Consider the following 22,096-nt stretch of genomic DNA (forward strand, 5'->3'; position numbering starts at 1 on the left):
ATTCACAGACATCGTAGTTGGTGTCAACCGGACAACGTCGCCACGCGCGGGCGCCCAGGTTCCACCGGCAGAATGCCCGCGCCATACCGCACGCTGCAAATTTACGAATCTTCGATATCGCCTTGTCCATTGTCGTCGGGGCCGCCACAACCGCGTGAGCAGGCACCGAATGGTGGACACGCCTGCGGCGAATTCCGCACATCGGCGATCATCCAACTCACCAATCAGGAGAACCGGCCGATTACCTCAAACGAACGGATGAACGACGGCGCCCACCCTCTCGCGGTGGCGGGAAACGCCCAGCCGGTCGGCTGCAAATTATTTGCGGCGGCATTGACAGACCTGTCGGCACCGGGCCACCCGAGGGTATCGATAAATGAGGCGCTGTTGGTCGAGGGCGCCCTGCGGGCCGGGACCGATGCCTGCCTCGAACAACTCAGGTCGACGAGCCGGTCGCGCCGCCCGCTGGCGACCCGGCCCGTACCGGCCGGCGGATTCGGGCCGGCGGTGCGGGCAGCGCCCTGCGGTCGACCTTGCCGTTCGCGGTGGCCGGCATCTCGGGCAGCGGCACGTAGCGCGGCGGCACCATGTGGTCGGGAAGCCGCTCGGCCAGGAACGCCCGCAGCGCCGCCTCGGTCGGCACGTCGGCGTGCCGCTCGGTCACCACGTACGCCACCAGGGTCGGCGCCGCGCCCAGGTCGTCGCGGAGCAGCACCGCGCTGTTCGCGACGAGCGGATGCCCGTTGAGCACCGACTCGATCTCGCCGAGTTCGACCCGCTGCCCACGGATCTTCACCTGGGTGTCGATGCGCCCGCCGTAGTTCAGGTGACCCTGCGGTGACCACCACGCCAGGTCTCCGGTGCGGTACACCCGCTGCGGACGCCCGGCGACGTGCACCGTGACGAACCGCTCGGCGGTCAGGTCGGGCCGTCCGGCGTACCCCCGGGCCAGGCAGTCGCCGCCGACCACCAGCTCCCCGGGTACGCCCAGCGGGGCGAGCCCTCCGGTGTCGTCCAGGACGTACGCCGACACGTTGGTGATCGGCCGACCGATCGGGACGGTGGGGTCCGGCTCGGGGCGGCGGCACGGCCAGGCGGTGACGTCGATGGCGGCCTCGGTGGGGCCGTACAGGTTGTCCACCCGCACCGCCGGCAGGGTGGCGGTGAGCTTGTTGACGAGCTTCGGCGGCAGGGCCTCCCCACTACAGATCACCCGGCGCAGGGCGGCGCACCCGGCGACGCCGGGCTCCTCGACGAACAGGGCGAGCATGGACGGCACGAAGTGCACCGTGGTCACCGCCTCGCGGGCGATGACGGCGGCCATCTCCTGCGGGTCGCGGTGCGCCTGGGCCTCGGCCGTGACGAGCGTCGCGCCGGCCAGGAAGGCCCAGAACAGCTCCCACACCGACACGTCGAAGGTGTACGGCGTCTTCTGCAGCACCACGTCACCGGGGCCGATGCGGTACTCCTCCTGCATCCACGCCAGCCGGTTGGCCAGCGACAGGTGGGTCATCTGCACACCCTTCGGCGCCCCGGTCGACCCGGAGGTGAAGATGACGTACGACAGCCCGTCCACCACCTCCCGCGGCGCGCGGTAGGCACGCCAGTCGACGGGCGTGCCGGGCAGGTCGGCACCGGCCAGTGGGCGCAGTGGGACAGCCGGTACGCCACCGGCGCCCAGCGCGGCCCGGCCCGCCCGGTCCGCGAGCGCCAGCACCGCGTCGGCGGTGGTGAGCATCAGGTCCAGCCGTGCCCGGGGGTGTGCCGGGTCCAGCGGCAGGTACGCCGCTCCGGCCAGCAGGACACCGAGCACCGCGACGACCATCTCCGGGCTCCGCTCGGCGCACAGGGCGACGACGGTGCCCGGACCGACGCCCTCGGCGCGCAGTCGCCCGGCCACCGCCGCCGCCTCGTCGAGCAGCTCCCGGTAGCTGCGGTCGCGTCCCCCACCGCGCAGCGCGACGGCCTCCGGGGTGCGCTCGGCCTGGCGGCAGATCGCCTCGTGCACCGGTGTGCGCGGGGCCGGGACCGGCGCGGGGTTGAAGCCGAGCAGCGTGGCCCGCTCCCGCGGACCGACGAGCACCGCGTCGCGCACCGGGCGGTCCGGGTGGGCGGTCAGCCACCCACTCAGGGTGTCCAGTCGTTCCTGGAGGTGGGTGGCGTCCCAGTGGTCGCCGGCGAACCAGACCGGCACCTTCCCCACGGTGGCCGCCGCACCGCCCGGCGGAGCGGGTCTCCCCAGCACCACGTCCACCCGGGACGGCTCGACCGACGGCAGCCGCGTCTGCGCGCGTACCTCGGTCGCCGTGTGGTCCGGGCGCACGCGCACCGTGTGGTCGCCGCGCGGGCCGCGCACCGCCACCGACGTCGCGCCGGAGAGGCGGTGCGCGAGCACCGCCACCACCGCCGCCGTGTGGGCCAGGTCGGCGTGGTCGGTCATGCCGTCACCAGCTCGGCCAGGGCGCGCGGCGTGGGCCGCGCGGACAGCTTCTCCATCGGGATGCGGACGGCGAAGCGGCGCTGCACCTGGTTGACCATGCGGATGAACAGCAGCGACTCGCCTCCGACGGTGAAGAAGTCGGTGTCCGGTCCGATGTCGGGCGCGCCGAGCAGCCGGCCCCACAGCTCCACGATCTCGTCCACCACTGTGCTCTCCCCGGCGGCGGCGGGAGACGGCTCCGCGGTCGGCGGGGCCGGTGGTGGGGTCGCCTCCAGCCAGTGCCGGGTACGGGCGAACGGATAGGTGGGCAGCGCGACCCGCCGCGCCGGGACGTCGCCGCGCACCGCCGGCCAGTCCACCGGCACCCCGGCCGTCCACAGTCCACCGAGACCGGTGAGCACGTCGGCGGCGTCCGCCCGCGGCGTCGGTCGCGGCTGCACGGCGAACCCGGGCACGGTCCGTCCCTGCGGCGTCTGCCGGGCCATGCCGGTCAGCGTCGTGCCGGGACCGACCTCTACCAGCACGGGATCGGGCAGCTCCAGCGCGGTCAACAGGGCGTCGTGGTAGCGCACCGGGCTGCGCAGTTGCGCCGCCCAGTAGCCATCGGCCCGCGCCCGACCGGTGTCGAGCAGCGTGCCGTCGAGGCTGCTGACGACCGGGACGGTACGGGGTCGACGGGGCACTCGGTCGGCCTCGACGCCGAGCAGCCGGGCCGCGTCGGCCATCATCCGGGTGTGGAAGGCGCGCCGCGCGGGCAGCGCCCGACAGGGCACCCCGGCCGCGTCCAGGCGTCCGCGGAACGCCGCGAGCGGGGCCGGCGGTCCGGCCACGACGGTGATCTCCGGCGCGTTGTGGGCGGCGATGTCCAGGGCGTCCAGTCCCGCGAGGTGCTCCCGCACGGTGCGTGGCCCGGCCAGCACGACCAGCAGGTGACCCTCCGGGGCGTCCTGCATGAGCCGACCCCGGGTGGCGACCAGGCGCAGCATGTCGTCGTCGGCCAGCTCGCCGGCGAGCGCGGCGGCCGGGAACTCACCGACCGAGTGGCCGACCAGCGCCGCCGGGCGGACACCCCACGACAGCAGCAGCCGGCCGAGCGCCACCTCGTACAGGGCCAGGGCCGGCTGGGTGACGTCGGTGCGGTGCACGACCCCGTGCGGGTCGTCGTCGACGAGGACGTCGCGCACGTCCAGACCGAGGATCGGGGCCAGCAGCTCCGCCCCGTGGTCGAGGTCGGCCCGCACCGACGGGTAGTGGTCGTAGACGCCGCGCGCCATGGCGGGAAACTCGGCACCCTGCCCGGGAAAGAGGAACACCACCCGGGGTCGGCGGGCCGCCGCGCGCGCCCGCGCCCGGCGCAGCCCGGCCAGCGTCGCCGGGACGTCCCGCGCGGCCACCGCCAACCGGTGCGGGAAGTGCCGGCGGTACGTCTGCGTCGTCACCGCGACGTCCCGCACGGACAGGTCGGGGTGTTGCCGCACGTACTCGTGCACCTGCTCGGCGGCCGCGCGGACCGCTTCCGGGGTCCGCGCGGACAGCACGATCAGCTCGGCGGGGCCGTCGCCTCCCGACGGGTCCGGCGGGACCGGCCCGTCGGCCTCCTCCAGCACCACGTGGGCGTTGGTGCCGCCCAGCCCGAAGGCGCTGACCGCCGCCCGGCGCGGACCTCCGGCGGTCTCCCACGGACGGGCGACGGTGTCCACGGTGAACGACGTCGCGGTGTCCAGCAGCTCGGGTCGGGCCTGTTTCAGGCCGGCGAGCGGCGGGATCTGCCGGAAGTGCAGGGCCAGCGCGGCCTTGATGAGACCGGCGACACCGGCCGCGGCGTCGAGGTGCCCGACATTGGCCTTGACCGAACCGATCGAACACTGCCGCTCGCCGCGTCCGAACACCTCGGCCAGCGCGGCCAGCTCGATAGCGTCGCCGACAGCGGTGGCGGTGCCGTGCGCCTCCAGGTAGCCCACCGTCGCCGGGTCGATCCCGGCGGCGGCGTACGCGCGGGTCAGGACGTCGACCTGCCCGGCGATGCCCGGCGCGGTGTAGCCGACCTTCATCCCGCCGTCGTTGTTCACCGCCGAGCCCTTGATCACCGCGTACACCGTGTCCCCGTCCCGGCGGGCGTCCTCGACGCGTTTGAGCACCACCAGGGCGACCCCGTTGCCGGGCACGGTGCCGTCGGCCGAGGCGTCGAAGGGCCGGCACGTGCCGTCCGGCGACATGATGCCCTTCGTCTCGTAGAGGTAACCGGCCTGTTGGGGAACGGCCACGCAGGCGCCGCCGGCGAGCGCCACGTCCGAGTCGCCGGCGAGCAGGCTCTGGACGGCCAGGTGCACCGCCACCAGCGACGTCGAGCAGGCGGTCTGCACGGTGATGGCGGGCCCGCCCAGGTCCAGCCGGTACGCGATCTTCGCGGCCAGGTGGTCCTTCTCGTTGCCCAGCACCACCGACAGCAGGCCCTGCGACTCGACCACGTCCGGCTGGGCGAACACGTGCCGCAGCGCGTAGTAGTTGAACCCGGCCCCGGCGAAGACGCCGACCCGGCCGAACGGGCGATCGGTGGCGAGCCCCGCCGACTCCAGCGCGGCCCACGCCGTCTGCATCAGCAGCCGGTGCTGCGGGTCCATCGTCTCCGCCTCCCTCGGCGTGATGCCGAAGAAGGCCGCGTCGAACAGCTCCGGGTCGGCCAGGACGCCGCGCGCCGGCACGTACGCCGGGTCGTCGAGCCGGTCGGCGGGCACCCCGGCGGCCAGCAGCTCGCCCCGGGTCAACGCGCTGACAGTGGTCTTGCCGGCCACGATGTTCGACCAGTACTCCCAGACGTCGGCCGCGCCGGGGAACCGCCCGGCCAGGCCGACGATCGCGATGTCGCCGTTCATGAGGGTGCGCCTGCTCTCTCGGTCTGTGCGTACAGATGCCGGGCCAACGTCTGGACGGTCGGGAAGCGGTACAGGTCGGTGAGCGGGATGGTCCGGCCGGCCAGCCGCTGCTGGAGCAGCCGGCGCACGATCGCCAGGCGTAACGACTCGCCGCCGACGTCGAAGAACGCCTCGTCGACGTCGAAGTCGTCGGTGCCCAGCGCCTCCACCCAGGCGTCCGTCACCAGCTCCTCGAACTCGGCCAGCGACGCCGAGCGCTGGGCCGGCACCCGGGCCGGCGCGGCGGTGGTCTCCGGCGGCGCGGCAGTGGTCTCCGGCGGCGGTGTCGGTCGGGCCAGCGCGGCCAGCGCCCGCAGGTCGACCTTGCCGTTGCGGTCCAGTGGGAACTCGGCCACCGTCACCCACTGCTGCGGCCGGGCGTAGGGGGCCAGCTCCGGCTCCACCGCGCGGCGCACGGCGGCCACGTCGACGCCGTCCGGGTCGGGCTTGAGCGCCGCGCAGAGGCGTACGCCGGTCGCCGGGTCACCGGTGGGGAACACCACCGCGTCGCGGACACCCGGCTGCGCCCGCAACCGGCGCTCGACGTCGACGGGTTCCACCCGGTGTCCGGCGATCTTCACCTGACGGTCGTTGCGGCCCAGGAAGCGCAGCTGGCCGTCGGCGCTCCAGCGCACCAGGTCCCCGGTGCGGTAACGACGTTCGCCGTCGTGGCGGACGAAGGAGGCGTCCGTCCTCGCCGGGTCGCCCAGGTAGCCGTCGGCCAGGCCGACGCCGCCGGCCAGCAGCTCGCCGACCGCGCCCGGTGGGACGAGGCGACCGGACGCGTCGACGACGGACAGGTCGGTGCCGTGCACCGGGCCGCCGATCGGCAGCGGGTCGGGTGTCGCGTCGGCGTGCTCGACGGAGTACGTCGTGGTGAAGGTGGTGTTCTCGGTGGGGCCGTACCCGTTGGTCAGGCGCAGACCCCGGCAGGCCCGCAGCACCTGGCGGACGTGCGGCGGTGACACCACTCCCCCGCCGGTGAAGAGCTGCCGCAGCCCGGCGAACGCGTCCGGACGGTGGTCGGCGACCAGGTGGAACACGCCCGAGGTCAGCCAGGCGTGGGTGACCCCGGCGGCGCTCAGGACGTCGGCCAGCGCGCGTGGCGTCGGGTCCTGCGGCGGGAAGACCACCACCGTGTCGCCGGTGGCCAGCGGCACCAGCAGCTCCAGTGTGGACGCGTCGAACGCCAGCGGGGACAGCCGCAGCATCCGCATGCCGGGCCGGTCGACGAACAGGCCCGGGTCGTCGGAAAGTCGCAGCACCGCCCGGTGCGGCACGACCACGCCCTTGGGCACCCCCGTCGAGCCGGAGGTGAAGGAGACGTACGCGGTGCGCGCCGGGTCGCTCGACGCCGCCGGGACCGGGTCCGACCCGACCGGCGTCCGCGGGTCGACCAGCGGGCAGTCCACGACGCCCGGCCAGGGCTCGCCCACACCGAGGCGGGTCCGCGCTGCGACGGTCGCCGCCAGATGCGTACGCCACTCGGCGGTGGCGTGCTGGTCGACGGCCACGTAGTGCGCGCCGAGCCGCAGCACACCGAGCACCGCCACCGCCTCGGCGGCCGAGCGGGGCAGCTCCAGGAGCACCGCGTCACCGGCACGTACCCCGTGCGCGTGCAGCAGCCGGGACTGCTCGACCGCGGCGTCGTGCAGGTCACGGTAGGTGAGCGTCAGCCCGGTGTGCGCGTCGACGAGCGCGGTCCGCTCGCCCGAGGTCTCCGCGTACGCCGCGAACCGGTGCCACACGTCGTCGGCCGTGTCGTACGCCCCGCCCGCGCCCAGCTCGCGCAGCCGGGCGTGTTGACCCGCCGAGAGCGTGCTGACCTGCCGCAGCGGCGCGTCCGGGTCGGCGGCCAGCTCCCGCACCGCCGCCTGGAACGACTCGACCAACTCCCCGGCGTCGGCGGCGGTCAGCAGCGCCGTCGCGTACTCCAGCGCGAACCGGGGGCGACCCGACCAGGACTGGAGGTAGAGCAGCGCGTCGAACACCGCGCCGCCGCAGTGTCCCTCGTGCAGCCGCCAGGTTCGGTCACCCACCACCAGCTCGTCGGGCACCAGCTCGTGGTGGGCGGCGAAACCGAGCTGGGCCAGCGGGTTGCGGCCCGGGTCGGCGCCGGCGCCCAGGGCGGCGACGACCCGCTCGAACGGCACGTCGGCGTCGGCGACGGCCGCCGCCAGGGCGTCGGCGACCGAGCGGACGAACTCCCGGACGGTACGGTCGTCGGTCACCGCGCAGCGCACCGGGACGACACGGGTGCAGAGGCCCAGCAGGCGGTCCATGCCCGCCTCGAACCGGCCCGCCGCCGGCACCCCGAGCACCAGGTCGTCCAGACCGGCGCGACGGGACACCGTCAACGCCCACGCCGCCAGGGCCACCGACGTGACGGTCACCCCGCACTGTCGGGCCAACCCGGTGGTCGCCTCCGCCGCCGCCTCGTCGAGGTGGAAGCCCAGCCGGGCGCCGCGCCCGTCGGCCTCGGCGACCGGCGGCAGGTCGGTGGGGAGCGTCACCGTCCACGGCGCGCCGTCCAGCCGCGCGGTGACCCGGGTCAGCGCGGCCCCCAGCGCGCCGGACGACTCCTGCGCCGCGAGCCGGGTGCCGACCCAGTCCGGCGACGGGGCCGCCCCGGCCGGGCCGTCCCCGGCGTAGCACTCGGCGAACTCCCGCGCGAACAACCCGATGCTCCACCCGTCGCTGACCGTGTGGTGCACCAGCATGGTGAGCAGGTCGCGCCGGCCGGTACGGGTCAGCACGAACACCACGGGCGGCTCGGCGAACGGGCGCAGCAGCCGCGCGGCGGCCGGGCCGTACAGGTCGTGCACGGCGCGTACCGCGTCGTCGTCGGGCAGCCTCTGGTGCAGCAGGCGCGGCTGGTAGGGCGCGGGCAGCACGACCCGGGCCTGCCGGGGCTCGCTGACGAAGCGGGTCCGCAGCGCCTCGTGCCGGGTGGTCAGCTCGCGCAGCGCCTCCCGGACCCGGGCCGGGTCGAGCGGCCCGTCCGCCTGCACAGTGAACATCAGGTGGTACGGCGCGTCCTGCTCCAGCAGGTGCGCGGCCAGCATGGACCGCTGGCCCGGCAGCAACTCCCGCTCGGCGGGCCGGCGCGCGACGACGGGTGGCGCGGTGTCGACGAAGTCCACGGCGCCGGCGAGGGCCTGGGCCAGCGGCAGCGCCGACAGCAGGCGGGCGCTGTCCACGTCCGCCCGCAGCTCGCGCTGGCCCAGCGCGACGAGGGCGATGGCCTGCAGCGAGGTGCCGCCCAGGGCGACGAACGACTCGGTGGCGGCCAGCGCGCGGACCTGCTCGGGGGTGCTGCCGAGCACCCGTGCGGCGAGCGGCGCCCAGGCGGCGAGGTCGGGGGCGACCATCAGGCGGTCTCCGCCACGGGCCGCTCCAGCGGCACCTCGCTCGCGACCTTCCGCAGGTCGGCGAGGCGGGGGTTCTCCAGCACGTGGCCGAACATCACCGCGAGGTTGAGCTCCTGGCGGATCAGGGTGCTCAACCGCAGCGCGCTGAGCGAGTGACCGCCGAGGTCGAAGAAGTCGTCGTCGTCGTCGACGGTGTCGACGCCGAGCACCTCCATCCACAGCTCGTCGAACCCGGCCACCCAGGTCCGGTCGTGTACGTCGCGCATCAGTGTCGCCTCTCTGTGGTCGGGTCGGCTCCGGGTGCGTCCAGGTAGTGCCGGGTGGCCGCGAAGGGGTAGGTGGGGGCGGGCAGCCGGCGGCGGCCGGCGTCGTGCACGGGGTCCCAGGCGTCGGTGAGACCCAACTGCCACAGCGCGCCGACGGTCGCCAGCAGGCGGGCGTGCCGGTTGGCGGGGAGCGGCGGCAGGTCGTCCAGGTGCGGTGTGACGCTGGTGCCGACCTCGATCCAGAGCACCTGCCCCTGCACGTCGGGGGGCGGCGTCGGCGTCGGGGGGCGGCGGGCGGCGGCCCGCCAGAAGGCGCTGTCGTCGGGCCGCCCGTCGACGTGCAGGGGCAGCGCGGCGGGGTGCAGCCGGACCCGGGGGCCGTCGGCGTCGCGCAGCAGCGCCAACGCGTCCGCGAGCGACATCACCCCGGCCACGACGGCGGCGGCCACCGCGCCGACACCGTCGCCGGCCAGGGCGCGCGGGGTGACGCCCCGGCTGCACAGCGACCGGGTCAGGCCGACGCAGGCCAGCAGGCGGTCGCCGCGTTCCCGGACGCCCTCGGCGAGGTCGTGGCCCCGCAGCAGCGCGACGCCCTCGTCGACGGTCCGCCGGTACACCGGGTCCGCGTCGTAGTTGGGCCGGTTGCCGGTCACCGCACCGGCTCCGGTGAGGTGCAGCGCCACCCCGCGCGCCCGGGCCGTCGCGTCGACAGTGCGGATTCGGGCCTCCCCGTCGGGCACCCCGGTCAGGACGGCGGCCCGCCACGGCAACCCGGCGCGGCCGGTCCGCAGCGTGTACGCGAGGTCGGCCAGGTCACCGGGCGCGGTTCCGGCGGCGAACGCGGTGATCCGGTCCAGGCTGTCCTGCGCCGCCGCGGCGGTCTTCGCGGAGACCAGGACGAGCTGCGGCACGTGCCGGCGGGGCCGGGGTGGGGCCGACGGGGCCTCCTCCAGCACCACGTGGGCGTTGGTGCCGCCGATGCCGAAGGCGCTCACCCCGGCCCGGCGTACGCCGTCGACAGGCGTCCAGGGTCGGGCGGTCGTCGGCAGCTCGAACACCGAGCCGTCCAGCCGGATCGCCGGGTTGGGCGTCCGCAGGTGGGCGATCGGCGGGATGGTCCGGTGCGTCAGGGCCAGCACCGTCTTGATCAGACCGACCACACCGGCGGCGGTGTCCAGGTGACCGACGACCGACTTGACCGCCCCGAGCGCGCAGGGCGCCCGGTCGGCGCGGGTGGAGTCGAACACCTGCCGCAGCGCCGCCACCTCGATCGGGTCGCCGAGCGCGGTGCCGGTGCCGTGTGTCTCGACCAGGCCGACGGTGTCCGGATCGACGCCGGCCACCTCCAACGCCGCGGCGATGACGGCGGCCTGACCGGTGGGGCCGGGCGCGGTGAAGCCGGCCTTGCGGGCGCCGTCGTTGTTGACGGCGGAGCCACGGATCACCGCGTGCACGGTGTCGCCGTCGCGCAGCGCGTCGGTGAGGCGTTTGAGCACCACCACTCCCGCGCCGTCGCCCGGCACCGTCCCGTCGGCGGCGGCGTCGAAGGCGCGGCAGCGACCGTCGGCGGAGAAGATGCCGCCGGGCTCGTGCAGGTGCCCGCGCCGCGTCGGCGGGGCGACGGTGGCCGCGCCGGCCAGCGCCACGTCGGCGTCGTAGGTGAGCAGCGCCTGCGCCGCCTGGTGCACCGCGACGAGCGAGGTCGAGCAGGCGGTCTGGAGCGTCAACGCCGGACCCTGGAGGTTCAGCTTGTACGCGATCCGGGTGGCGGCGAAGTCCTTGTCGCTCCCGATGATCACACCGAGGCCGCCGGCCGCCCCGACCGCGCGCTCGTTGGGCCACACGTTGTCCAGCAGGTAGACGTTGAACCCGGTGCCGACGTACACGCCGACCCGGTTGCCGTCGGCGGCGACCGGCGGGTGGCCGGCGTGTTCCAGGGCCGCCCAGGCGCACTCCAGCAGGACCCGCTGCTGGGGGTCCATCAGGGCGCTGTCCGACGGCGAGTAGCCGAACAGCCGGTGGTCGAAGCGGTCCGCGTCGGGAAGGACCGCCCGGGCCGGCACGAACCCCGGCCGGTCCAGCAGGTCCTTGGGTACGCCCCAACCGACGAGCTGTTCCGGCGTGAAGAAGGTGACCGCGTCCACGCCGTCGCGGACGTGTCGCCAGAACAGGTCCAGGTCGCGGTCGGCGCCGGGGACCCGGACGGCCATGCCGACCACCGCGACGGCGGCGCTGTCGTCCAGCTCAGCCACGGCCGGCTCCGACGCTGCGCCGCCGGTCGGCCAGCAGGGCGCGGCCCTGGCGACGTCGCGTCGCGTTGGCGTCCGCGACGACGGGTGCGGCCTGCTGGAGGGCCGCCGCGCAGGCGGCGATCGTGCCGGCGCGGAAGAGGTCGGTCACCGAGACGTCCAGCCCCTCCTCGGACATCCGCTGGTGGAGCGCGATCAGCGCGAAGCTGTGGCCGCCCAGGTCGAAGAAGTTGTCGTGCAATCCGACGTCGGGTCGCCGCAGCACCTCGACCCAGCACGCCCGGATGCGTTCCTCCAGACCGGTGCCGACGACACCGGAGGGCGTCGGCGGCGGCGCGGTGGCCGTCCGGGCCGCTCGGCTGTCGGCCAGCAGGCGGGGAAGGTCCACCTTGCCGTGCGCGGTGAGCGGGATCGTCGCGACGGTCACGATCCGCGACGGCACCATGTACGCCGGCAGTATCTCGCGCAGGTGCGCCCGCAGCTCCTGCTCGGCGTCCGGGCCGAGCCCGTCGACCACGAACGCGACCAGCTCGTCGTCCTCGGCGGCGACCGCGCACGACCGCACCGCCGGGTGGGTGAGCAGGGCGCCCTCCACCTCGGCCAACTCGACCCGGTAGCCGCGCAGTTGCACCTGCGTGTCGTTGCGCCCGAGGTACACCATGCGTCCGTCGAGGCCCCACTTCACCACGTCACCGGTGCGGTACATGACCCCGCCGCCGTACGGGTCGGGCCGGAACCGCGCCTCGGTCAGCTCCGGGTTGTCCAGGTAGCCCTGCGCGACGAGCGCTCCGCCGCAGTACAGCTCGCCGGGCACGTTGAGCCCGGTCGGTCGCAGGTCCTCGTCGAGGACGTAGCAGCGCGCCGAGGGCAACGGCACGCCGATGGCGCTCTCGCGGACCCGGGGCACGTCGGCGGCCGACGCCTGGAAGATCGTGACGTGGATGGTGCCCTCGGTGATGCCGTACATGTTGACGAACACCGTCCGCAGGCCCGGCGCGTCCGCGATCAGCGACGCCAGCCGCGACCAGCTCAGGGCCTCCCCGCCGAGGACGACGTAGCGCAGGCGGGAGGTCTCGTCGGCGTCCAGCGCCCGCAGGTAGGGCGGTAGCAGGCGGTACAGCGCGCCCGGGGTCTGGAACAGCACGGTGACGGCTTCGCGACGCACGAGCCGGGCCAGCCGCTCCCGGTCCACCAGGTCCATCCGTTCGGCGATGACCAGCCGGGCGCCGGTGGTCAGCGCGCCCCACATCTCCCAGACCGAGGCGTCGAACGAGAACGAGCTGGCCGCCAGCCACACGTCGGCCGCCGTGACGTCGAGGCCCGCCGGGGTCGGGCTGTTCAGCGCGTCCAGGCCGCCGTGCCCGACCAGCACCCCCTTGGGTACGCCGGTCGAGCCGGAGGTGTAGATGACGTACGCCGGGTCGTCCGGCCCGGGAAAGGTGTCGTCGCCCCCGCGGACCCCGTCGAGGGTGTGCGCGTCGGCCAGCGCGGTCCCGCTGTCGCGGGTGAGCGCGGCGCCCGTCTCGGCGGTCTCCGGTTCCACCACGAGCACCGCCATCCCGGCGTTGGCGGCGATCAGTTCGAGGCGCTGGCGCGGGTAGTCCGGGTCCAGCGGTACGTAGACGCCGCCGAGCTTCCACACGCCGAGGATCGCCGCGACGACCGCCGGCGAGCGGCCGAGCAGCAGTCCCACCCGGACGCCGGGGCGGACCCCGTGCTCGGCCAACCCCGCCGCGATCCGACCGGCCCACCGGTCCAGCTCGGCGTAACTGATCTCGACGTCCCGGTGGCGTACGGCCACCGCGTCCGGGGTCGCCGCCACGTGGCCGGCGAAGCGACGCAGCACCGACGGGTGGGTGACCGACGCCGACGTGAGCGGCGGGTTCACCCCCTCGGTGAGCAGCGACCGCTCGGCCTCGTTCACCATCGACGGTTCCCGTCCCGACCCGTCGACTATCGACAGCAGGAACGTCACATAGTGCGTGAGCAGCGTCTCCACGGTCTCCGCCGTGAACAGCTCGGTGCTGTACTCGGCGCGCAGGAACGGCACGTCGGTGGAGACGTCCAGGGTCAGGCCCAGGTCGAACTTGGTGACGTCGATCTCGACGTCGACCTCGGTCAGCCGTACCCTGGTGAACTCGGGGAACGCGAACGGGAAGTTCTGCACCGTCAGCGAGGTCTGGAACAGCGGCGCGTGGCTGAGCTGCCGCTCCCCGACCGTGGCCCGCACGATCTGCTCGAACGGCACGTCCTGGTTGGCGAAGGCCGCCATGCTGGTCCGTCGGGCCCGGTCCACCAGCTCGGCGAAACCCGGCCGACCGGACACGTCGAGCCGGATCGGCAGCGTGTTGACCAGGCAGCCGACCAGGCGCTCCTCGGCGTCGTCCAGCCGGTTCGCCACCGGGACACCCACCACCACCTCGTCCTGGCGGGCGTACCGCGACAGCACCGAGGCGTACGCGGCGAGCGTCACCGCGAACAGCGTCGCGCCCCGCTCCCGCCCCCACTCCCCCAGCCGCCGCAGCAGCTCCGGCTCGACCGGGCGGCGCAGCACCGCGCCGGCGGTGCCGAGCACGCTCGGGCGGGGGAAGTCGGTGGGCAACGCCAGTTGTGGCGCGTCGGCCAGCGCGGTACGCCAGAAGTCGAGACCCGAGCTGTCCCGCCGCCACGCCTCGTGCTGCCGCTCGGCGTACGCCAGGTAGGACTCGGCCGGCTCGTCGTACCCGGCGACCGAGCCGGCCACCTCGGCGTTGTACTCGACGGCCAGGTCACGCAGCAGCAGACCCACCGACCACCCGTCACAGGCGATGTGGTGCACGAGCACCGCGAGGCCGTGCTCGTCCGGGCCCCAGGAGCGCAGGAAGGCCCGTACCACCGGCCCGGCGGCCAGGTCGAAGGGCCGGCGGGCCTGCTCGGCGACGAGCGTCCGCAGGTGGGTCTCCCGCGTGGCCTGGTCGGCCCACCCGTCGGCGCGGACCTCGACGTCCACGCCGGGCGTCGGAGACACCCGCTGGGTGAGGACGCCGTCGACCACCGCGAACGTGGTGCGCAGCGCGTCGTGCCGGGCGACCACCCGGGTCAGCGCCGCGCCGAGCGCCTCGGGTCGCAGCGCACCGCGCAGGCGCACCGCGAACGCCACCACGTACGCCGGGTTTCCGGGCTGGAGCTGATCGAGGAAGTAGAGGCGTTCCTGGGCGAAGGAAGCACGACCGGTACGAACCATGCACCGATCGTGCGGTCCGGCACGTCCCGCGCGGCAGAGCACGTTCTCCCGCCCCAGCAGGGAAAAGCTCCCGGTCGCGTTGGAGACACGTCGACGCCGGTCCCCGGGCACGGCGCGGCCCCGGCCCGGGGCGGATCGCCGGCGGACCGGGGCGGTGGTCGGTCGGTCAGTACTCGCCGCGCCCGAAGGCCGCCAACTCGGCGGAGTGCACGGGGTTGCTGACGTACGTGGCGCCGATCGGGGCGGTCACCCGGCACCAGGTGTCGAGCCGGCCCACGTCGATGCCGGCGGCGGCGGCCAGCTCGTCACGGCGGCGCACCATCTCCGCGCGGTCCAGACCCTCCAGCACGTAGTCCACCGCGTCGAAGCAGGGGTCGCCGGCGCACGCCATCGGGTCGATCGCGACGAGGCCCTTCTCTCCGCCGCTGAGCACGTTGCCGAGGTGCAGGTCCCCGTGCAGCAGCACGGTGTCGGTGGGCACCGCGAACAGGTCGTCGCGCAGCCGCTTGGACTCGGTCAGGTCGGCGCCCCGGCGCGTCGCCGAGTTGAACAGCACGTCGACCCAGTCCGTCAGTTGGCGGGGGGCGGCGGCCGGGTCACCGGCGCCGTGCAGGTCGGTGAGGAAGGCGGCGTACTCCCGCGGCGCGGGCGGCTGCGGCATCTTCTCCACGAGGGTGCCGGGGTGGATCGCTTCGAGCAGCACCGCGCCCTTGGTCGATCCCAGAACCGCCGGCACCCGCCGGCTGGGGGCGAACTGGCGCAGCATGTCCACCTCCTCCCGCACGGCGTAGCTGTCCGGGGACAACTTGAGCACGGCGTCGCCGCACGGGCCCACGCAGCGGAACACCACCGAGGAGTTGCCGGACTTGACCGGCTCACCGAGGGTCAGCTCCCACTGCTCGGCGAGGTCGTCGAGACGCTGGCGCAGCGTGCCCACCCAGCGGCGCGCGGCCCGGCCGAACCGTGGCTCCAGTCGGCCGGCGATGGCGTCCAGGTCGAGATCCATCCCGCTCACCCCCGCACCGACCGCGCGCCCGCGTAGACGGCGGCGCCCGGGGCGACGACACCGCGCCTGCCGGCCAGCAGGACGCTGCCGCCGGGCACCACCGGCGCGTGGGCGCCGGCCGGCCCCTCGCGTCCCAACCGGGCCCGGCGGGCCACCTCGATCGCCTCGTACCGGTCCGACACGTTCAATTTGCTGAAGATGGTGGAAATATGATTGCTGACCGTTTTCGGGGACAGATTTAGCTTCGCGGCGATCGCCACGTTGCGCATGCCCGAGGCAATCAGTTCCAGCACCTCCCGCTCCCGGGCCGTCAACTCCGGGAAGAGCTGCTGGTTGCGGGGCTCCCGACTGAGTTGCCGGATGAGCTTGTCGGCCACCCGGGGGCCGAGGATCACCTCGCCCGTGGCGAGGCCCCGGATCGTCCGGACGATGCCGTCGCCCGGACAGCTCTTGAGCACGTAGCCCCGCGCGCCCGCCCACATGGCCGCGAGGATCGCCTGTTCGTCCTCCACCGCGGTGAAGACCAGCACCGCTGTCGAGGGCGACACCCGGGCGATCTCCTGGATCGTCACCCCCACCTGGAACCCGGGCAGCTCGATGTCGAGAACGAGCACGTCGGGACGGGTGGCGGTGGCGAGTGCCAGCGCCTCCCGCGCGGACGCCGCCTCTCCGGTCACGGCGACCTCAGCCGAGGGCGACAACAGGGCGTGCAGCCCCCTGCGCACCACCGGCTGAGCGTCGGCCAGGACCACCGTCACCACGTCGGGTTGTGTCGCCGCCGTGACGTCATCCGGACACCGCCTCATGTTCCGAGTCAGTTCCGAGGCCGAGCCAACGCTGACCATTAATCCACCTCACCCCGTCCGAACGGCCCGCGGTGTCTTAGTCGCGCGGGGAAACGCCGCGGTAGCGCCGACCCCGCGTCGTGATGAACATCTACTCACGGCCAACAGAACAACACAAGAAGTGATCCCGGGAACGGGCTCGGTCAGCCTTTTGACGCATCGGAAAACCGAACCAAAGTTTCCGTTTTGGCAGTGACGAAGCCGTCCACAGCGGACCTTTCACGGGCCGCGCGGGTGCCACCGACCCGGGAGTCCATGGGGGAATTTCCCGGCCGCCCCGGGACGTCGTCCCGTCCGCGCTACACCTGACGCCCTGTCCACCGGACACCGCCGTCGCCAGGATTGACCCATGCCCTTGTCACGAGTGACGGACGTTGTCGCCGGCCTGGTGCCGACCGACCCGCTCCGCAGGAAGCTGATCGCGATCCGACTTGCCGAGTCCATCGGCAAGGGAGTGTTCCTCAGCGGCAGCGTGGTCTACTTCACGCTGCGGGTCGGGCTCGACGCCCGGCAGGTGGGCCTGGGCCTGTCCGCCGCCGGCCTGTCCGCCTTCCTCTCGTCGGTCCTGTTCGGCGTGATCGCCGACCGGGTGGGCGCCCGCCGGCTGCTCGTCATCCTGTTCGCCGCGCTGGCGGTCGGGTTCGGGCTCTACAGCCTGGTCGACAGCGCGGCCGCCTTCTTCGCGCTGGTGGTCACCGTCGGCTTCGTCGAGTACGGCACCGGCCCGACCAACGGGGCTCTCATCGGCAATCTCGTGCCCGCCGAGGAGCGGGTGAAGCTCAAGGCGATGATGCGGTCGGTGTTCAACATCGGGTTCAGCATCGGCATCGGCGTGGCCGCCGTCGCCGCCCTCAGCCAACGGCTGCTCGTGCTGATCCCCCTCACCACCGCCGCGTTGATGGCCGGCGCCGCGCTGCTCGTCACCCGCCTGCCGGACGTGCCGCCGCGGCCCGCGCCGGTGGGCTTCAAACGCTTCGCCGCTGTCCGCGACCCGCGCTTCCTCGCGGTGATCGGCGTCTCGACGATCCTCGCCTCGCACGTCAGCATCATCCTGGTGACGATGCCGCTCTGGGCGCTCAACCGCACCGACCTGCCGCACTTCCTGGTCCCACTGCTGCTGATCGTCAACACCGCGTTCGTCATCCTGTTCCAGGTACGCGCCAGCCGGGGCGCGGACACCGTGCAGGGCGCCGGTCGGCTCGCCCGGCGCTCCGGTTACTGGCTGGCCGGCGGCTGCGCAATCCTGGCGGTGACCGCGCTCGACGGCAACGTCGTCCTGGCGTCCGTGGCGATCGTCGTCGCCGTGCTGGTCCTGTCCGTGGCCGAGGTGATGCAGGCCGCGTCCGGCTGGGGGCTCGCGTTCGGCCTCGCCCCCGAGCACGCCCAGGGCGAGTACCTCGGGGCGTTCGACCTGCACGTGATCACGCAGAACATCATCGGCCCGGCGGCACTCTCCGGCCTGGTCATCGCCTTCGGCTTCTGGGGGTGGCTGGGCATCGCCGGCGCCGCGCTGGTCGCGTCGGCGCTGATCATCCCGGCCGCCAACCGCAGTGCCGTCACGGTGGTCCGCGAGACCGCCCCGGTCGCCACCAGGTGAGGCGTGCTGCGTGGTGTCGGGCGGCCGCGTGGTGTTCGGGTATGGCACAGCGGCACCAACCACCGCTGGCTCGACAGCACCAGCGATGGCACGTCTGGTCAATCAGCTGCGGACAGGCACGTAAGCGCCTTCGAAAGTGACCGAAAGACACCGTCGTACGCGGCCGACCGCTGATCCTGACGCCATCGCGCGCCGATTGGGCTCAAGAGTAGGACCGCTGGTCAGACGCCGGAATCCGACCACAGGATGGCATGGGCCCACCACCGCTCAGACCGGTCGGATCGCGACCGCCCCGCGCATCGGCGAGGGCAGTGGCTTGGCGGCGTAGGGGTCCGGCTCGCCGCCCTCGGGCCGCCACTGGTCGAGTGACACGAGTCCCGGCTCGATGAGGGCAAAGTCGCCGAAGAGCGCGGCGATGTCGGCATCCGATCGCAAAACGATGTCGGCGGCGGCCCTGGTCCGGTAGACCTCGGTGACCGAGGAGACCGTCGATTCGTCGTACCCGTCGGTCACGGCCGTGCCGGGGTGGGAGATGACCAGGGCGCTACCGGGCACGAGCCGGTCGCGGATCGGTGCGACGACAGCGTGGATCAGCTCGTTGGGAACCAGTTGGAGGACCGAGCAGTACAGCAGCGCTGTGGGCCGGTTCAGGTCGATCACGCTCGAAGGGTCGCCGTCGGTCAGCGCGTCGAGGATCAGGTGAGGTCGCGTCAGGTCAGCTTCGATCGCGTGACAGGTGGGATTGCCACTGAGCATCTGGTTGGAGGCGACGACTGCCGTCGGATCGATGTCGACGTAGAGCACCCGGATCGCCGGGTCGATCGCCTGGGCGACCTCGTGGACGTTGCCCTGGGTGGGGATGCCGGACCCCAGGTCGAGGAACTGTCGAATACCGGCCTCAGCCAGGGTGCGCACGGCACGCGCCAGGAACAGGCGATTGGACCGCGCGGTGTCCACGGCATCTGGGAAGGCCCGCAGGAGCTGTCGAGCGGCCTCGCGGTCGACCTCGGAGTTGTGCACACCGCCGAGGAGATAGTCGTACATGCGGGAGAAGGTCGCCCGGCCACCTGCGGAACTCGCCACGCCTGTCTGCTGATCGCTCATCGCTGCCGTCTCCGATGCGGTCGTCCGTAACGCCGCAGCCTAGTACGAGAACCGTCGATGCCATCGCGGGTGGCGCGAGGCCACGGACCGGCCCGGGACACCCGGACCGGCCCGCGAGCCACGTCCAGCGGGTAGGGATCAGCGGTAACGGCCCGGCACGTAGACCAGCGCGTCACCGACCGCCCGCTCGGCGCCGCTGGGGTGGTTGACCAGCCCGCCCTCGGCGGCCATCGTGGTGGAGCCGCCGCCGTCGAGGTTGATGGCGTCGTCCATGCCGAGCGCCTGGGCGACGGCCGCCGTCTCGGCGAGGGTGGTGCCGACGCTCGTGGTCTGCCGGCCGTCGATGGTGGCGAGCATGATGGTGCCGTCCCGGCTGGTGCCGGCGATGGTGCGGGGGTTACGGGCGAAGAAGCTGTCGCCGCCCCCGTCGGGCACGACGATCTGACCGTTGGCGGTCAACGGGTACCTGCCGTTCACGCCGAACAGCCCGGGTCGCAGCGGGAGCTTGCGTCCCTGCTGATCGGTGACGGTCGAGGACATCTCCAGGCAGCCATGCCCGGTCAGCTCCAGCAGCGCGGCGGTGTCGTGTCCGGTGGCCTGCACCGAGGTCTGGCCCTCGGTGAGGGTCGTGCCGCGGGTCGTCGCGGTCCGCACCACGCAACCGGCCCGGTCGAGGACGACCTCCACACCGGCGCCGGCCGGGGTCGCCGCGTCGAACTCGGGCGTGAACCGGACCACGTCACCGGGCTCGGCGCACGTGGTCTGGTCGGTCAGCGCGGCGCAGCCGGCCGGGACGACGGGTGGGTGGTTGATGAACTCCAACGGCAGGACGGCGTGGCCGCGCCGGTCGCGGACACTGCCGGACCAGGTCAGCTTGCCGGTCAACGCCCGGTTGGTGTGGGCGTCGACGACGAAGTTGACCTCGCCCGGCTCGGCGGTCGGCTCGCCGAGGAGCTTGCCACCGTAGAGCCCCAACCCCACCGGGTCGCCGGGGTACCGCGGGTTCGCGGTGAAGGTGAAGAAGGAGGCGTTCACGCCGGCCAGCGCACCGGCGTCGCGTACCAGGTCGGTGGTCTTCTCGACCTGGCCGAGGTTGTCGCCGTACGTCGCCTTCAGGTGCCCCCGGGCCCGGCGCGGGTCGATGGTGAGCACGTTCACCACCCAGGGGCCGCGGGTGGTGGTGTTGATCTGGTCGGCGGGCGCCGGCTCGGTGCCCCGCACGATCCGGGTCAGTGTCACGCCGTCGGCCAGGGCGCGGCTGGTGGTCACCTGCGTCAGGTCGGCGTCGCCGATCGGCAGCGCGCCGGCAGCGGCGTCGGCGCGGGCGCTCGGAACGACACCGAGCGCCACCGCGGCGAGCGTGGCCGCGACGAGCGCGCCCGCGCGGCGGAGCCCGGACGGGCCAGGAGTGCAAACAGTCATGTGCTGACCCTGCGGTGCGGAGAGAAGCACGCATCGGACAGAAACCGACAGTCAGTCGAACTTAAGCGAAAGAATCCTTCGCCACCCCGGGCCCGCCCGTGCGCCCCGCGCCGCCCCACCGCGAGCCGTCAGACGTCAGGGGTACGGAGACTGTGCGCCACTGCCGGGATCACGATCGCCGCGGGCACCAGGTGCAGCCCGAGAAGGGCGCAGACGGTGGCGGTGTCCGCCCCGGACACCAGGGGCGGGAGCATCGAGATCGCGGTCAGCGACACCGTCGTCCACCGGAATCGCTCGGCGGGCCGGACACTCCACCGCAGCAGCGCGGCGGCGATGACGACGCCGACGACGGAGAAGAAGCCGGTCACGACGGCGAAGCCGGGCAACGGGATCGCCTGGCCCCCGTCGGGGATCTCGAAGTCGACGCCGCCGGCACGGGCGAGCGCGGCGACGAGGGTGGTGGCCGCCATCGCCGCGAGCGTGGCGAGGAGGCCGGTGCCGGCGAGCCGCCGGAATCGGTGCGCGCGGCCGGTCGGCCCCGCGACGAGCGGGATGTCGGTGCTGCGGTTCATCTCATGCCTCCGTCGGTGACCAGTCCGTACGGTCCGCCGGCAGACGCTCCGGCAGCCCGAGCCGCGCGAACCGGTCGCTGTGGAAGGTGGTGATCTCGGTGATCGCACCGCCGCTGACCCGCAGCACGTCGATCGTCAGCGGGAGGTAGGCGTTCTCCCGTTCCCGCCAGTGGTAGAAGGCGACGGCGGGCTGCCGGTTCACAGCGGTCGGTACGCCGCGCAGGCCGGTCATGCGGTCGAAGCCGTCCGCGATCCAGTCGTCGACCACCTCGTCCCGGCCGACGTGCAGGCCCGGCGTGGGCGGCATGGAGCACCGCACGTCGTTCCGCAGCATCGCGGCGAGCCGGTCGATGTCGGTCGCCACACTGGCGTCGGTGAAGCGACGGACCAGCTCGCGTGTCCCGGCGTCCTCCTCGCCGCCGGTCCAGTCCTGCCGCTCGGCGGGCAGGTGCGCACGCATGCCGGCGCGGGCCCGTTGCAGCGCGCTGTTCACCGAGTTGACCGAGTCGCCGAGCAGCTCCGCGACGTCCTTCGCCGGCCAGCCGAGCACGTCGCGCAGGATCAGCACGGCCCGGGGACGCGGCGCGAGGTGCTGGACGGCGACGAGGTACGCCAGCTCGATCGTCTCCCGCGCGACGGCCACCGCCTCCGGCTCGTCCGCGCCACCGGCAGGCAGCTCGTCGAGCAGCCGGTCCGGGTACGGCTGCAACCACCGCACCTCACCACCGGTCGCCGGCTCCGGGCGGCACCTGGCGAGCAGGTCCAGGCAGGCGTTGGTGGCGATCCGGTACAGCCAGGCCCGGAACGTCGAACGCCCGGCGAAGGTCTCCCGCCGCCGCCAGGCGCGCAGGAACGTCTCCTGCACGGTGTCCTCGGCGTCCTCGAACGAGCCGAGCATGCGGTAGCAGTGCACGTGCAGCTCACGCCGGTGCCGCTGCGCCAGTCCTCCGAACGTCGGCTCGTCGACCTGGGCGAGGTCTGTCACATCCGTGCTCATCACGTCATCCTTCCGCCTCGTCGTGTCCTGTCCTAGGTGTGACGCGTGCGGGTCCGAGAACTCATCACCGAAACGGAGGGTGCAGAACGTGG

13 protein-coding genes are annotated in these 22,096 nt (G+C 73.6%); 1 reads left to right on the plus strand and 12 read right to left on the minus strand.

The features are described 5' to 3' along the window. Positions 1-436: 436 nt before the first annotated feature. From O7634_RS29290 to O7634_RS29325, 8 genes are all read right to left on the minus strand, one after another. The gene (locus O7634_RS29290) at positions 437-2,440 is read right to left on the minus strand and encodes an amino acid adenylation domain-containing protein (protein WP_278153364.1); all 2,004 of its coding nucleotides are present in this window, start codon (positions 2,438-2,440) and stop codon (positions 437-439) included. Then, a complete protein-coding gene (locus O7634_RS29295) occupies positions 2,437-5,313 on the minus strand; it encodes a beta-ketoacyl synthase N-terminal-like domain-containing protein (protein WP_278153365.1) in 2,877 nt (958 codons plus the stop codon). Before O7634_RS29295 ends, O7634_RS29290 begins: the two co-directional genes overlap by 4 nt. Beyond that, complete coding sequence (locus tag O7634_RS29300) at positions 5,310-8,723, minus strand: amino acid adenylation domain-containing protein (RefSeq protein ID WP_278153366.1); 3,414 nt, start codon at positions 8,721-8,723, stop codon at positions 5,310-5,312. Before O7634_RS29300 ends, O7634_RS29295 begins: the two co-directional genes overlap by 4 nt. Then, on the minus strand, positions 8,723-8,989 hold the full coding sequence (locus tag O7634_RS29305; protein ID WP_278153367.1) for a phosphopantetheine-binding protein: 267 nt from the start codon (positions 8,987-8,989) through the stop codon (positions 8,723-8,725). The genes O7634_RS29300 and O7634_RS29305 overlap by 1 nt, the downstream gene beginning before the upstream one ends. Further along, the gene (locus tag O7634_RS29310; protein WP_278153368.1) at positions 8,989-11,241 is read right to left on the minus strand and encodes a polyketide synthase; all 2,253 of its coding nucleotides are present in this window, start codon (positions 11,239-11,241) and stop codon (positions 8,989-8,991) included. The genes O7634_RS29305 and O7634_RS29310 overlap by 1 nt, the downstream gene beginning before the upstream one ends. Then, positions 11,234-14,461: an amino acid adenylation domain-containing protein gene (locus tag O7634_RS29315; RefSeq protein ID WP_278153369.1), complete on the minus strand. Its 3,228-nt coding sequence runs from the start codon at positions 14,459-14,461 to the stop codon at positions 11,234-11,236. Before O7634_RS29315 ends, O7634_RS29310 begins: the two co-directional genes overlap by 8 nt. A 166-nt stretch (positions 14,462-14,627) precedes the next feature. Continuing rightward, positions 14,628-15,467: an aminoglycoside phosphotransferase family protein gene (locus tag O7634_RS29320; protein WP_278153370.1), complete on the minus strand. Its 840-nt coding sequence runs from the start codon at positions 15,465-15,467 to the stop codon at positions 14,628-14,630. A 5-nt stretch (positions 15,468-15,472) separates the two neighbouring features. Next, a complete protein-coding gene (locus tag O7634_RS29325) occupies positions 15,473-16,273 on the minus strand; it encodes a response regulator transcription factor (RefSeq protein ID WP_278153371.1) in 801 nt (266 codons plus the stop codon). A gap of 388 nt (positions 16,274-16,661) precedes the next feature. On the opposite strand from O7634_RS29325, the gene O7634_RS29330 reads away from it, so the two are divergent. After that, a complete protein-coding gene (locus tag O7634_RS29330; RefSeq protein ID WP_278153372.1) occupies positions 16,662-17,909 on the plus strand; it encodes an MFS transporter in 1,248 nt (415 codons plus the stop codon). Positions 17,910-18,176: 267 nt separating this feature from the next. Here the strand turns inward: O7634_RS29330 and O7634_RS29335 are convergent, their stop codons facing one another. The 4 genes from O7634_RS29335 to O7634_RS29350 all read right to left on the minus strand — a co-directional run bounded on the left by O7634_RS29335 (position 18,177) and on the right by O7634_RS29350 (position 22,004). Further along, positions 18,177-18,992 (minus strand): SAM-dependent methyltransferase, encoded by an 816-nt coding sequence (locus O7634_RS29335; RefSeq protein WP_278153373.1) that lies wholly within the window; start codon positions 18,990-18,992, stop codon positions 18,177-18,179. A 159-nt stretch (positions 18,993-19,151) separates the two neighbouring features. Beyond that, positions 19,152-20,435, minus strand: a complete 1,284-nt coding sequence (locus tag O7634_RS29340; protein ID WP_278153374.1) for a phosphodiester glycosidase family protein — start codon at positions 20,433-20,435, stop codon at positions 19,152-19,154. 128 nt (positions 20,436-20,563) lie between these two features. After that, the gene (locus O7634_RS29345; RefSeq protein WP_278153375.1) at positions 20,564-21,007 is read right to left on the minus strand and encodes a DUF6069 family protein; all 444 of its coding nucleotides are present in this window, start codon (positions 21,005-21,007) and stop codon (positions 20,564-20,566) included. Between the two features lies 1 nt (position 21,008). Continuing rightward, positions 21,009-22,004, minus strand: a complete 996-nt coding sequence (locus O7634_RS29350) for an RNA polymerase subunit sigma-70 (RefSeq protein ID WP_278153376.1) — start codon at positions 22,002-22,004, stop codon at positions 21,009-21,011. Between the last annotated feature and the right edge of the window lie 92 nt (positions 22,005-22,096).

The organism is Micromonospora sp. WMMD1120 (assembly GCF_029626235.1).
Classification (GTDB): Bacteria; Actinomycetota; Actinomycetes; order Mycobacteriales; family Micromonosporaceae; genus Micromonospora.